The organism is Coprococcus sp. RTP21281st1_F1_RTP21281_210402 (genome assembly GCF_040915325.1).
GTDB lineage: Bacteria > Bacillota > Clostridia > Lachnospirales > Lachnospiraceae > Coprococcus > Coprococcus aceti.
On record NZ_JBCPDQ010000001.1, the window covers coordinates 390,389 to 403,882 of the forward strand.

The 13,494-nt window shown below is 37.2% G+C and carries 12 protein-coding genes; 3 read left to right on the plus strand and 9 right to left on the minus strand.

Annotation, left to right across the window (positions count from 1 at the left end):
• The first annotated feature begins 23 nt into the window (after positions 1–23).
• From AB5150_RS01815 to AB5150_RS01825, 3 genes are all read left to right on the plus strand, one after another.
• Complete coding sequence (locus AB5150_RS01815) at positions 24–272, plus strand: acyl carrier protein (protein WP_015534183.1); 249 nt, start codon at positions 24–26, stop codon at positions 270–272.
• Positions 273–340: 68 nt separating this feature from the next.
• Entirely contained in the window at positions 341–1,900 is a 1,560-nt protein-coding gene (locus tag AB5150_RS01820; RefSeq protein ID WP_368291094.1) for an AMP-binding protein, read from the plus strand.
• Positions 1,901–1,994: 94 nt separating this feature from the next.
• Positions 1,995–2,573, plus strand: coding sequence for a TetR/AcrR family transcriptional regulator (locus tag AB5150_RS01825; protein ID WP_368291095.1), 579 nt, complete (start codon positions 1,995–1,997; stop codon positions 2,571–2,573).
• A gap of 56 nt (positions 2,574–2,629) precedes the next feature.
• Here AB5150_RS01825 and AB5150_RS01830 read toward each other — a convergent pair whose 3' ends face one another.
• The 9 genes from AB5150_RS01830 to AB5150_RS01870 form a co-directional block, all read right to left on the minus strand.
• Positions 2,630–3,202, minus strand: coding sequence for a helix-turn-helix domain-containing protein (locus AB5150_RS01830; protein WP_368291097.1), 573 nt, complete (start codon positions 3,200–3,202; stop codon positions 2,630–2,632).
• 159 nt (positions 3,203–3,361) lie between these two features.
• Complete coding sequence (locus tag AB5150_RS01835) at positions 3,362–5,020, minus strand: leucine-rich repeat protein (protein ID WP_368291098.1); 1,659 nt, start codon at positions 5,018–5,020, stop codon at positions 3,362–3,364.
• Between the two features lie 24 nt (positions 5,021–5,044).
• Positions 5,045–8,593 carry an AAA domain-containing protein gene (locus AB5150_RS01840; protein ID WP_368291099.1) on the minus strand — a complete coding sequence of 1,183 codons (3,549 nt, stop codon included), beginning with the start codon at positions 8,591–8,593 and terminating at the stop codon, positions 5,045–5,047.
• 15 nt (positions 8,594–8,608) lie between these two features.
• Positions 8,609–9,628: a transglutaminase domain-containing protein gene (locus AB5150_RS01845; RefSeq protein ID WP_368291100.1), complete on the minus strand. Its 1,020-nt coding sequence runs from the start codon at positions 9,626–9,628 to the stop codon at positions 8,609–8,611.
• On the minus strand, positions 9,625–10,017 hold the full coding sequence (locus AB5150_RS01850) for a hypothetical protein (RefSeq protein ID WP_368291101.1): 393 nt from the start codon (positions 10,015–10,017) through the stop codon (positions 9,625–9,627). The genes AB5150_RS01845 and AB5150_RS01850 overlap by 4 nt, the downstream gene beginning before the upstream one ends.
• A gap of 10 nt (positions 10,018–10,027) precedes the next feature.
• Positions 10,028–10,858: a PP2C family serine/threonine-protein phosphatase gene (locus AB5150_RS01855; RefSeq protein ID WP_368291102.1), complete on the minus strand. Its 831-nt coding sequence runs from the start codon at positions 10,856–10,858 to the stop codon at positions 10,028–10,030.
• Between the two features lie 13 nt (positions 10,859–10,871).
• Positions 10,872–11,633 (minus strand): tellurium resistance protein, encoded by a 762-nt coding sequence (locus AB5150_RS01860; protein WP_368291103.1) that lies wholly within the window; start codon positions 11,631–11,633, stop codon positions 10,872–10,874.
• Between the two features lie 24 nt (positions 11,634–11,657).
• Complete coding sequence (locus tag AB5150_RS01865) at positions 11,658–12,956, minus strand: hypothetical protein (RefSeq protein WP_368291105.1); 1,299 nt, start codon at positions 12,954–12,956, stop codon at positions 11,658–11,660.
• Positions 12,956–13,465 carry a hypothetical protein gene (locus AB5150_RS01870; RefSeq protein ID WP_368291106.1) on the minus strand — a complete coding sequence of 170 codons (510 nt, stop codon included), beginning with the start codon at positions 13,463–13,465 and terminating at the stop codon, positions 12,956–12,958. Before AB5150_RS01870 ends, AB5150_RS01865 begins: the two co-directional genes overlap by 1 nt.
• Positions 13,466–13,494: the final 29 nt, after the last annotated feature.

Sequence of the window (13,494 nt, forward strand, 5' to 3'; positions counted from 1 at the left end):
AATTCAATAAGGAGAATTTTAATATGAATACTAATATAACTTTTTTGAACATTGTTGCCGAATACTGCAATACACCAGCTGATGAGATCACTAATGATATGCGATTCATAGAAGATTTGGGCTTTAGCTCCCTTGATTTCATGACTTTTCTCGGCGACCTTGAAGATACATTTGACGTGGAAATCGATGAAGATGAGATCATCAATATTCACACTATAGAAGACGCCATCAAGTACCTTGACAACCTGACAAGCTCTTCTGCATCGGTTTAACATTAAAAATCTGGGACGACGGAGTATGTCCCATTTTGCTTCACATAAAAGAAATGGAGATATAATATATGGAAGAAAATATTCTGGAAATTGTTGAAAAAAGCTGTCGGATATATAGAGATGTAATAGCTGTTAAATATCTGTCTCACAGAGAGATTGTTGAAAAGAGCTACGGAGATATGTGGGATGATATTCGCAAAACTGCTGTCATTTTACGAAATAATGGACTCTGCGGAACACATATTGCACTGGTGGGAAGCAGCTCTTATGAATGGATCTGCGCCTACATGGCTATACTTTTCACGGGAAATACTGCTGTACCGCTGGATGCAAACCTGTCTGCTCCGGAATTACATGAACTTCTGAATAGATCAGAATCAACTGCATTATTCTGCGGAGCATCCAGAAAAGATGTGATAACAGAACTGAAAGCAGATTGTCCTAGAATGAATGTTGTATTCACCATGGAAAAGAAAGTCGATATAGAGCGTCCGGAGGGTGCAGATTCAAATCCACAATTAGCAATTTTGTCATTTGAACAGCTCCGCAGCGAAATTACCATACCGGATGACTTTGCATTTGCCGATCAGGATAAGGATAAAATGTGTACGCTTATGTATACCTCTGGAACAACAGGTAAAAGCAAAGGCGTCATGCTGTCTCAATTCAATCTCGCACAAAATGTTGAAAATGTATATGTAAATCTGGAACCTGGTGTAACTATTCTGAGCGTTCTTCCTATACATCACGCCTTCTGCCTGACAATGGAATGGATGAAGGGCATTTCACTGGGCGCCACTATCTGCATCAATGACTCGTTGCTACACATGCTGAAAAACATGAAACGGTTTCAGCCTGTTGGTATGCTGATGGTTCCTCTCATGGTAGAAACCATTTACAAAAAACTCAAAGACGTCAACCCTCTCCTTCCTAAAAAGCTGGTTGCAAAGGAAGCATTTGGCGGTAAACTGGAATATATATTCTGCGGAGGGGCATATCTGGATCCTATGTATGTTACCGAATTCAAAAAATATGGAATAGACATACTCCAGGGATACGGCATGACTGAATGCTCCCCTGTAATTTGCTCCAACAATCACAGATACAACAGACCCGGATCCGTTGGCAAACTCCTGGACAACTGCGCTGTTCGTTTTGTCGATGAGGAAATTCAGATAAAAGGCACAAGCGTCATGTCCGGATACTACGACATGCCAGACGAGACCGCAGAAGCTTTTCAAGACGGCTGGCTCTGCACCGGAGATCTTGGTTATCTCGACTCCGATGGTTTCATGTATATAACCGGAAGGAAAAAGAACCTCATCATTCTGGCAAATGGTGAAAACATATCCCCTGAGGAACTGGAAGGAAAGCTTTCTATAGAACCCCTTATTTCAGAAATAGTCATTACCGGCGACGGCAACCATCTCACTGCTCACATATATCCAGATCAGGATTTTGTAGATAAGAAACATATGGATGCAGACAGAACTTCTGAAAAATTGCAAAAAATTATTGATACTTTCAACAAAAACCAGCCAACATACAAAAGGATCTCTGCACTGGATATAAGAAAAGAACCATTTGAAAAGAGTTCGACAAAAAAGATCAAAAGAAATCTCGTATAACAATAGACTCACACGCATTATTGTTGTAACATTGCTGTATTAGATAATGACAAAACTGCAGCACCAAGCCAGGCAGCAGATAAAGGAGACAGCCATGATCAACTCAACCGATCCCCGATATGATAGAACTGAAAGTGACCTTCTCGATGCATTCAAGATACTTGCAGGTCAAAAGGCTCTGAACAAAATAAGCGTGTCCGAGATAACTAAACTCACCGGTGTGACCAGAAGCACATTTTACAACCACTATGAAGACATGCCAGCTTTCATCAATGCCATGGAAGACCGCATCGTCGATGAAATATTTCAGATCATGAATAGTTTCAAACCGGAAGGCAATCTTGAGATCTGCCACCAGTTCTTCAGGTCTCTATGCGAATACATGAAAGCAAATAAATTTCTCATGATCATCCTTGCCACACCTGAGGCTTATGATTTCGTGGAAAAGGCACTGACAATGTTCCATAGATACGTGCGATTAATTCTGGAAAAATCCAGCAAGACCGGCCTGGCCCAGGAGAAATACTCATACGCCGTAGCATACGCAATAGGCGGCGTGGTTGGTATCCTGCACAAGTTTGCGGTGGATAACTGTCAGGAAAGCAGCGACAAGGTGTCTGCTTTCCTGACAGAAGCATTTCTGGATGGTATGAGACCGTATTTAGGGGTATAGGTCTCCCATCATGGGGATCTCTCCAATATTACTCACATAATACAAGCACTACACAATTAAATGGCTAAAAATTTCCTTATATCCATTGCCAATGAAATTAACAGAATAATCAGCAAAACAATCTCTGCATAAAGAATATACGGATGTCTCTTTCTAAATTGACACCCTTTATCAGACAAACCTGTAGTATATGCTATATTCGCAAATTGCATGGCTATAGCAGTTGCTATTCCAAACGAAGTTAACAATAAAAATATATTATATTTATACTCCGTATATGCTGATACACTAAATGCTGCAATAAAACTAAAAACTAAGCCAACAACATCCTTCTTATTTATTTTGTTCAAAATATGACGTTTCTGTTCATCAGAATAATTTGCTATTTTTTTTAAATCATTACTATCCATTTCTTCCTGTTTCCTTTCGCCTTCAATTAGTTCCAGGATCCCTACTTCAAAAAATTCTGATATTTCCACTAAAATTGAAATATCAGGCATATTAATTCCATTTTCCCAGCGTGACACGGATCGGTTTGATACACCGAGCTGTTCTGCCAATTGCTCTTGCGTCATTCCTTTTTCTTTGCGCAATTCCCGAAGCAAGCATCCCATTTTTTCTTGTTGCATTATTGTGCCCTCCTTTCAATTTCGATCTTACTATTGTTGTTTAAGCAAATACATGACACAAAGCAAGAATATTCACACATGACACATGTGTCCAAATGGTATTTTATATACATATACATTCATTGATTGTGAAAAATTTCTTTCTTACATAAATAATGTCTAATTTTTATAATAAATTTCTTTTTCCCATGAATATGGTTTAACTAGCATTTCATCATCACTTTTACCGTCACAACTATTCTGGCATTTTGATAATATCCCTACTGTGTCATATTTATCCGATATATAGGGTTCCATACAAGATATATTTTTCATATACAATCCAGGATATTTCTTGAATGGAGAAACAGAATGCATGACATTTGAATCCTTTTTCGAATATACATATAAAACTGAATCAGACTGTGCGTGTGCATCCCATTGAGTATATTGTCCCTCAATAATTACGTGACTAATAGATGTTCCATCAAACGCCTCATACTCTACCCTTTCGACACCTGAAGGAATTATTACTATCTCAGCCTTTTTACATGAACAAAATGCTTTATTATTCACTACTTCTATCTCTGGTGGCACAATTATTACTTTCTCATTACTTTGGTATGTTAACAACCTGTTATATCTGATCATATTTCCGAGTTTCGGACATTCTGCATATATTGATATTTGCTCAAAATCAAAAATATCTGGCCAATTTACACATTTAAGCTCTTTACAATTTAAAATTGCCAATTCACTAAAATTACACCTAACATCTGCCTCAAAAGTTATTTTTTCTAGTTGTCCACAATCTGTTATCATTTTTGTTTCAAATCTAGTTACAGTAGCTCCAAACACAATTTCTTTTACCGCATTGTGTGCAATCGCTCCCCTACAAACCTTTTTGCAGCAATTTACATTTATCACTTCATTGTCCCCAGAATAAAACATAAGTGAGTCCTTATATATCCACATACCATTTTGGGGATATGACCAATAACCAAACTTATTCTGATAATTATTTATAAGCATAAATTTATTTGAATTCAAATAATCTACAATTTCGGAAGTCATTTCTCTGATAGCTATCTCATCAGATATATTATCAGCCCAAGCACTATAAAATTCATAATCATCTCCATAATTTGAATAATTATATTTTGACCAATATATCTTTATCCGACCACTATTCCCCTTTGATTTATCAAATGAGGAATATAATCCATCCCTGATATCACCAATCATAACAACTGTGTTAGGTACAACCATATACTTACATTTATTATACCTTAAACTATTCAATGAATTTGAGAATAATCCAACCACTTCACATCCGTCAATTCGCTCAGGAATTAGAACAATGCTTTTTGACAGATTATTATTACTGCAGACAATATTAAGTATATGTATTTTCCCTTTTAATTCTACGTACTCTATAATCCCAGTTTGACATACCTTTTTCTTTACACTCTCTAAATCTATCGAAAAATCCTGGCATGCATCGGTATTCTGATCTATGCTATCATTGAACCATTCTTCTTTACCAAATAGGAAAATCAAAATTTCCACTGCCTGTTTTACATAATTTGGAGATAATCCTGTACTATTTTCCAATATGCGGCTACATCTATACATTACCTGCAAATAATTATCCCCACAACGTATTTCTTCTATAATATTTTCTTCGTATGCCAAAATGATAGCATTTTTTAACGGCTTGTTATCTGGTATTATGTCTGCGATTAAAGCAGCAAACCTTCTGCGATCCGTTATAGAATCCGGATATTTTTTTATAAAATTTATTATCTTGGCTTGTTCCTGTGTTAATGCTTTATTCATCATTCCACCTGTTGTATATATAGTCTATATCTCATCCGGTTTTAAATAATGTCCGCAACTACATTTAATGTATGGGCCAAACTTACTTAATCCGCCTTTTAAATCTCCTCCATCATGTCTAGGACACGATACATTCTTTGCAGAGATATACCAATTTATTAAATCCGGAGTGAGGTATTTACGTCCTAAACACGATTTATCCGAGCATCTTAAATAAGATGTTCCTTTGGAGCCCTTTGTTAATATCATATTTTTTCTGCAATTAGGGCAAAACTCTTTTTCTTCAACAAATGCTGCCAGTCCACACAAACCAGGAACTTTTACCTTGGTATCATTTGAGTCGTCTACTTCTTGGGCTGTATACATACCTTTCTTTTTTGTCAGAGGTCTTTTATTCTCCCCAATCTCTACCACTTCAAGGTCCGTCAAAGCTTTCATCATTTCTATTGTATTTCTGCCTTTAATCCTGACCATAGCATTTACGACCGTAACCAATGAATCTGTTTTATTAACCTTAAATACCCATTTTGCTGTTGGTAAACCATACCATGCAATTTCATCATCAATAACTATTAATGGAAATGTTGCATTTTCTGTTCCAACGCAATACTCCTGCCATCTCTTTGGTAACTCCTTGTATTCATTACACTTCATCTTTACTTCTATTCCACGGCTATCTGCTTCATCAAACAACTCATAAATCTGTTGTTCCGTTTCTTTAAGCTGTCCACTTGGAAGAGAAACAACAATCTTAAATTTTGCTTTTCTCACATCTACCGCCAATTGATTAACTGCCTGTTGTTCATCTATATGAATCTCCATCATTTTATCTGGAGAAACATTTACCAAATAAGGTTTCAAAGTTTTTGAACTATTATCTATAATCGTATGGTGTTCTTTTTTTACAAATGATAACAACCTGTAAAAAATATGATTTGTTCCCTTGAATACATTCTCCCAGAACCTAAAATTGGCAACTGTTATTAATTTTCCTTTTGCTCTTGTCACAGCTACATTGATAAGCCGGATCACTTGATTTTGATTTTTACCCATCAAAACACCAACTGCATTTTTAGGGTAGCTTTCAACTGCATCAAAAATCACTACATCAGACTCAGACCCCTGAAACTGATGTACTGTTGCACAACTTATATTAGAGGTTCCACCATTATAGTAATCTTTTATCATTGCACGAATAAGTCTTGTCTGTGCTGCATAAGGTGTTATTATTCCTATACTTTCAATCTGATTTTTCTGTACAGACACTGCTGTACAAAACGATACTACTGCACTTAATATGTTAAATCTTGATCCGTCTGTATTTTTATCAGCTGCACAATAAGAGCCTGACAGATCAATCAAATTAAGCGCATCTCCCGATAATGGTTCTCGCCTAACTATTCTAGTCAGATCTTCTGAATTAATAACTTCCTGATGATTATCAAGCATATTACTATATACATATTTATTTGGAAAAGCAGCTATTTCTGGATACATTCTTCTCTGCTCATTGAGCATAACGAGCCATGGATGATAATACATATCACCATTCGCATCTACTATCTTTAAAAATGAGAATATATCAACTTGCAAAATTTTTGCAGAAGGATTCTGGGATATAGGTGCGAGCTGTCTAAAATCTCCAACAAACAGGAATTTATCTCTGGCCAAAGCAGCTGCAGCTATTACCTGAGGAACATAAGCCATTGAAACCTCATCAAACATCACCAAGTCAAACTGTCTTTGCTCAAACATCGGATCCACAGTTGCTCTGGATATCGTAGTACCTATCAGCTGTGCCTTATCAACATATCTGCGCTCTTCCTTTCTTATATCGCTTCTAAGCTGTTTTATCTTCAATTCCAGCTTGTTGTATTCATCTGTGTGAGTTTTATTCTTTACTCTAAAATCATCTCTTTGTATCAATAATCTATCAAGTTCAGTGGCATAGCTATTACACATACTTAATGTGTAAGTAAACGATGTTGCATATGGATGTTTTGCAAGCTCATTATCTCTGACATACCCAAATCTGAGTATTTTCCCATGCTTTAAATAATCTTTCATCCTGTCATCAGGGTTCTTTATAATCTGTTTTATAACGCCATCAACTGATACATTGCTATGTGAAACTATCAAAACCGATTTTCCCTGATATATATAATCTTTTGCAATTTCTGCCATCGTATGAGTTTTTCCTGTTCCCGGCGGTCCCCATATTGACACAATGTCTTCTTGTTGAAGCATTTTTATGGCTGCTTCTTGACCTTTGGGAACTTTGTTTATATCTTTAGAGCTTGTAAGCTTGGGGCCTTCCTCCATAAGCCTAATTGCCAATTTATTAACATTAGGATTTAATGAATTCATCCGCTTATCCAAGGCTTCCAATAGTTTCCAAGGTTCAACCATCATTCTGGCAGAACCAACACGGTCTCCTATATCTCTATCCAACATAAGCATTAACTGAAAGTCTTCACATGACAGCACAGTTCCAACAGCTCTAATTCCTCCACTTAATTCAACAACGACCGGTGCATCATCAGGCAAATGTATCTCCGTTTCCATTTCAAATGAATACGTATAAACACCATTATCGCTTTTATTCAGTTTTGATCCATTAACAATCTTGTATCTCTTACCCTTTCCCTGCTTTAAATACAAAATCTCCTTATGCAACCCATCTGAATATTCCCTAATATCTGATGATGTATATACTGGTGCTACTACAGGATTTGTCATTGGATCCATTACACTATCTCTATCTCCAATTTCCTGACTTATAGCTTCTCCAGAAACTTTCATAAGTAATCGAACTAAATCTGAAGTTCTCTCATATTCCAAATCACCCATATTATAAATAGTGACAGAAGTTAATGCAGTTGTTCCAGAACTACTAATCTTATATGAAGTAATTATTTTTTTACGATTACTGCACAAAAATACAAATGATATGTCCGCCTTTGCAGTAAATATCTTCTTATCATTCATTGGAATAGTGGTGGACATCGTCTTTGATTTTCCATGTTTCAGCAATGTGTAATCCATGTGTGATGTAAACTCAGATCCAAATCTATCAGTAATTACACATCTTTCGAGAATAGTCTCCACATCAGTATCCGAATGTGTATATATAAATTTTGAGGTTGCTTCTATCCTATCTGCAAACTCTTTGATTACAGGTAAATTCATTTTGAAGTGCAAATTGGAAAAGGATCTAGTTACATCTGGTTTGTATTTTTCTCCAGTATCACTAAGTAATGCATCTGAAAATACACTGCTAACAACATCGAGAATACCCTCTCTTACACCGCTTTCTATCGCCTGGTCCATCAAAAATTTTTCTACACGAGAAAGTCCTATTTTTAATTCTTGTTCGTTTTTATACGGAACTCCTATAAATGTTTCTCCTAGTCCGGCTTGAAAAAGCATCTGAACAATATTCTTTTCTGTATCATATTCGGCAAGCAAATCGTTGCAAACAGCCACACTCAACTTTCTATTTTGGTAAATGCCATACCCATATCTATTTGTTATATCCTTAAAAGCACCTATTAATTCAGTTGTATGCCACATAGAGTATCCCCTCCATTATTTTATCCTAACCCAACATATCCCTAGTTTCTCATTTGGTATATGCTGAATTCTAACATTTCTCTTCCCCTTCGTTGTCATAACACTCATGGATAAATCACTAATATCTTTCAAGATATCTTTCATCTTTAATCGTCCTTCCAGCTGAAAATAGAAGTCCATTTCTCCTTTTTTCAACAAGGAATCAATATATGCTAATAATCTGGTCTTCGAGTTGAAGACCAGTTTGTTATTTCTAAAATAATTCATATCCAGCGAATTACATATTGGAAGCTTACCGTCAGGTGTATGGTCCATATACATCATCCCATCTGTAAGATTAAAATAATCATAAGCCATTCTATCCTTGTTTTTCCCACCAGCGCCAATATCCCATGTAATATCTAACTGATATGCTTTTCCATCTATGTTAACAATATTCCATGCATGAGGTCCGTTCTGACCATTGCCATCAGCTTTACCTGTGACGACAATACATTTGATGTCCACTGCATTCAACAGTACCTTTACTGCCTTTGCTATTCCTTCGCACTGGGCTCGATGATGAGCAAAAACACCTACAATATTATGAGCCTCCATAAATCTCACCGGATCATTAATATCTGCCCCATCATAGTCATACGAAACAAAGTTACATAGCCAATCATGTACTTTTAGTTCTTTTTCGTACTCAGTTCCTTCTTGCAGCTTTAAATCCGCAGCCAGTTCATTTACTGCCTTTTCTATTTTTCGATTATATTCATGGATTCGCTCTCTGCTGAAGAAATACTGTGGACATATCGCAGTATGTCCCAACACATCAGTTGCAAGACTGCAAGTAGATTGATTCAGATAATAAATCAGCGGATTATCTCTTGTCATTGCTTCAAATATCCTGTTAAATACCTCCTGAGTCATCCTTCCTTTTACAGGAATAGGGATAATGTCTTTTCGATCCATTATCCCTTGATAAAAGCATCTATATATTATCTGCTCGTTTTTATTCAGCTGATTGTAGTAATATCTGTCTACTATCAACCTCTATCTCCTCCCGATGCAATTCCATCTCCGCCAAATCCACCTAATGTACCAGTGTTACCACACCAGTCACAAGTAAACGTCTCGCCAGTGTTAATGTTACAATTTAAATGCTGACAATTTCCACAAACAACAAAATATCTGGTTCCACAATATGGACATCCCGGATAATTATCATCTGGATAGATATTACCCATTATCTGCGTATTGTCATATCCTTCTCTTTTCGCTGAACTTTCTTTCATCTCAAAAGCCCATGTGTACTTCCAGCCCCCGTCTGCACGTTGAAACCTAACACCATATATATTTCCCTTTGCCTCTTTACACTTGCACAAAGCTATCCGTGCCTCCGGTTCGCCACTTCTTGTACTAATGATTGGTTTCTCCAAATAAAATCACCTACTTTGCAAAATACGCCATAACAACCGTTACATCATCACCACAGCCAAGCTCACTTGTTTCCTTAAGCCACTTTGCCAGATTACCCTTTATTGCATCAAATCCATATTTACCTATCATGTTGTAATAATCTCTACATGTTTTCTTAAAATCTTCATCACTGGCATAACTATTTACAAATCCATCTGTTGAAAGCATATAAAGATATGGCTGATCTGATTCAACATCTTTTCTTCTTACTGAAGCTACTGATTTTCTCCATGCATCAGCCTTAGATAGCGAATGAGTTTCTGTACCAAGGAATTTCTCAGGTTCTACAAGCGGTGATATATCATCATTAGTAATAACAGTAATATCACCATCTCCAATCTGGAAAGAAAATACAAACGTATCTGTTATTAACATTCCTAAAAGAGTAGTTCCATACAACGAGTAAACTCCATCCCAATTAATGTGACTATCTGCCTCAATCAAAGATGAATCCTTATTTTTGTAAAATGACTGCTTTACACGGACCTGCCAATCATCACACACATCCTGAGCAAATCTTGTGTCGCCTTCTCTATTAAGTACCGTCACAAGTTCAGCCATTCCTTCTTGAGTCTGACCGTATCCATGCAAATACTTCTTCATTACATCACAAAACGCATTCACAGCCATAAGTGAACCTCTGTCGCTTCTTGGACACTTATCACTACCATGTCCATCTGCTACAGATAAAATTGTAATATGATCTGAAACCTCTTCTATTCTCTTTGAATCCTGGAGTGGCAAACCATTTCTTTCGTGAGTAGCGCCTTTTACGCTTTCACCACAAATTAAACGTTTCATTTACTGCCTCCTTTTACCAAACAGCTCCCTCATCAAAATCATCAGGATTTGGAATATTACTCATATCAAGAATCAAAGGTGCAGAATTGTTCGCAGGAGCAAAAGGATCACCACTACCTGCCAGACCATCAACATTCGGAGCATCATCAACATTCACAGGTTTACTTGATGGAGCCGATACCATAGAAGCTGTTGTTGAGGCCCATTTGATCATTTTTACAAGAGCCGTAGGATTATTTGCCTGCAATACCAATTCCCGATTTCCTGTAAACTCAACAAGAACATCATCATCCGCATCCCTTCCAATCGAGATTGCGATCTTGACCGACTTCTTAAACCAAGGAAGCTTTTTCAACTTCTCAAGCCCCTTTTTATAATCATCTGTAGGCTGTCCATCAGACAAAAGTACAATGACTGGTGGCAATGCCCTGGCGGGCATAGGTGGTATAGACAGCTGAGCTGCCAAAAGTTCAAATGCTTTTCCCATATCTGTCACTCCACCAGCATCAAGTGGTTCCCATCCATAGCTTTCCACAGGAACAGGGCTTGCTGTAATCCAACTTGCACCCGTAGAAAACTGAAGTGCCCTTACAAGCAACTGCGCATTTGGATTATTGTCTGCTTCTGATTCCATAGCTGGTATACACTCCTGAATCGCATTATTTACAATTCCCATTTTTCCATCACTGATCATTGAACCTGAACAATCCACTACCCAAAAGAAATGTAATGGTCTACTTGCTAATTCTCCACCTGGTCTCTGTAACTCATCCATATTATTTATCCTCCTTGAATAACCTTATTTGAATTCTCCAACTGCATCAGAGAAAATAATCTTTACGCCTTTTGCAATGCCTGCTGATCTGCCTATTTCAATTGGAATCTGGGTTCCGTCCGATTTTTCGTAGGTCCAGTTCACTTCATCTTCATTCCTAATACCCCACAATGCAGGATTCTTTGGATTCTGTACTACAGACCCAACAACCGTATCCATATCATAATCACCATATAAGTGATGATGTAATAACTTAGTTCCTGCATTTAGAATTATTATGTTTTTTCCAATAATAATCTTTGCTGGGACTGGGACCACCTGCTGGCAATGCCAGCATACATGTGCAGCACCATTTTTCTCTAGTTCTTCGTCGTAAAAATTTCTTGCGCCACAAGAACACTTCAACATTCCACTCATCATGTTTGCAAATAGATTCATCCATTCCGGCTCTGTTATTCGTTTGTTAGGTTCCGTAAGCCCCACCGTAAATGCTTTTGTAAACATCTTCCGAAGCTTCTCTGGATACATTGGCCAGTAAATATTCGCATTATCATGAATGCCTTTTACTGGTCTGTTTGTTTTATTATCTGGATCAAAAATAAATACAGGATCCGTACCATACAGTTTCACTCTCGCAGCATAATCCATACATTTTATATTGGCTTCCAATCTTCCTTCCAAAGGATGATTCACCATAAACAGATAAAACAATAATACCGAAAGTGAATATCTATCCGTCTCTCGCGATGGTCTCTTCTCACCTCTTACTATCTCAGGTGCCATAAATCCAGGAGTTCCTAACACACCTCCCGGTTTGGAATTATCAAAAGAAACATTGTCATTATCACATATTAATACATCCCCAGTATCCGGATCAAAAAATAGATTTCCAAACGAAATATCCTGATACTTTGCACCCATTCCATGTAGTTTTTGATATCCCTTTGTCAGATTAAATGCTGTTCTACATATAACATAAAAGGATGGATTTACTCGTTTCTTCATCAAATCCACTATACTCTTATAACTCTTTGGTCTAAGAGGCATTATGTAACCAAACAAAGATCCCTGGTTTGGCACTATCAGTTCCATCGGCCATAAAAAACTGGAATCAGGAGATCCCTTCGCAATTATATTATCAAGCATTTTTTTCTGTCTCGCAGTTGCGCTTCCTTTGAAATACCATTTCATCGCATAATGTTTTCCGTTACATTCGACATCATATACCTCACCCTGTCCACCTGCGCCAAGCAAACTAATAATTTTATACTTATTCCCGCTTTCCGAAGTCATTATCATTCCATTCTTCAACTGTCCGTCCATTATGGTATCTGCCTCCTTTGTTTCACAAGCTGCAAGGCTTGATATAATAAATTGCCATCTGCCACGATCATATTATAAGTTTTATTTCCAAACTGCATCTCACATGCATCTATGTATGGGGTTATCGCTGTCAGATACCTATAAGTCTTATCAAATCCCCATTCCGACGCCTGAAATACTATTCTTTGATTCGTCACATATAAGATTCCTCTATGTTGTACCAATTCTGTACGTTCTATCGGCCTAGCAACTCCAACATTGTATCGATTACCTTTAAACAATCCAGGACCTGAATGCCCTACATGCTGGTATTGCTTAACCGTTTTTATCTCAAGGTTTATCGCCTTGTCAATAAAGTGGATTTTCTCACCTTTTTTTAGAAAAAGCTGATCTGTGTTTAGAATCGGTAACCTGCCAGCTTCTATCTCCTGCTTAGCAGCCACCGGAAGAATTGATATTATTGTCGGTACTTTGTTGCCTGTACCAAAGATATCTGCTAACAATCCCATACCACTCACCTCATTTCTATACGTAGAGT

What these genes read in the sequence shown, in the direction of transcription:
- AB5150_RS01865 (WP_368291105.1), bottom strand. Translation starts at nt 12,956, where the DNA reads ATGGACGGACAGTTGAAGAATGGAATGATAATGACTTCGGAAAGCGGG.
- AB5150_RS01860 (WP_368291103.1), bottom strand. Translation starts at nt 11,633, where the DNA reads ATGGATGAGTTACAGAGACCAGGTGGAGAATTAGCAAGTAGACCATTA.
- AB5150_RS01840 (WP_368291099.1), bottom strand. Translation starts at nt 8,593, where the DNA reads ATGTGGCATACAACTGAATTAATAGGTGCTTTTAAGGATATAACAAAT.
- AB5150_RS01815 (WP_015534183.1), top strand. Translation starts at nt 24, where the DNA reads ATGAATACTAATATAACTTTTTTGAACATTGTTGCCGAATACTGCAAT.
- AB5150_RS01830 (WP_368291097.1), bottom strand. Translation starts at nt 3,202, where the DNA reads ATGCAACAAGAAAAAATGGGATGCTTGCTTCGGGAATTGCGCAAAGAA.
- AB5150_RS01870 (WP_368291106.1), bottom strand. Translation starts at nt 13,465, where the DNA reads ATGGGATTGTTAGCAGATATCTTTGGTACAGGCAACAAAGTACCGACA.
- AB5150_RS01825 (WP_368291095.1), top strand. Translation starts at nt 1,995, where the DNA reads ATGATCAACTCAACCGATCCCCGATATGATAGAACTGAAAGTGACCTT.
- AB5150_RS01835 (WP_368291098.1), bottom strand. Translation starts at nt 5,020, where the DNA reads ATGAATAAAGCATTAACACAGGAACAAGCCAAGATAATAAATTTTATA.
- AB5150_RS01855 (WP_368291102.1), bottom strand. Translation starts at nt 10,858, where the DNA reads ATGAAACGTTTAATTTGTGGTGAAAGCGTAAAAGGCGCTACTCACGAA.
- AB5150_RS01820 (WP_368291094.1), top strand. Translation starts at nt 341, where the DNA reads ATGGAAGAAAATATTCTGGAAATTGTTGAAAAAAGCTGTCGGATATAT.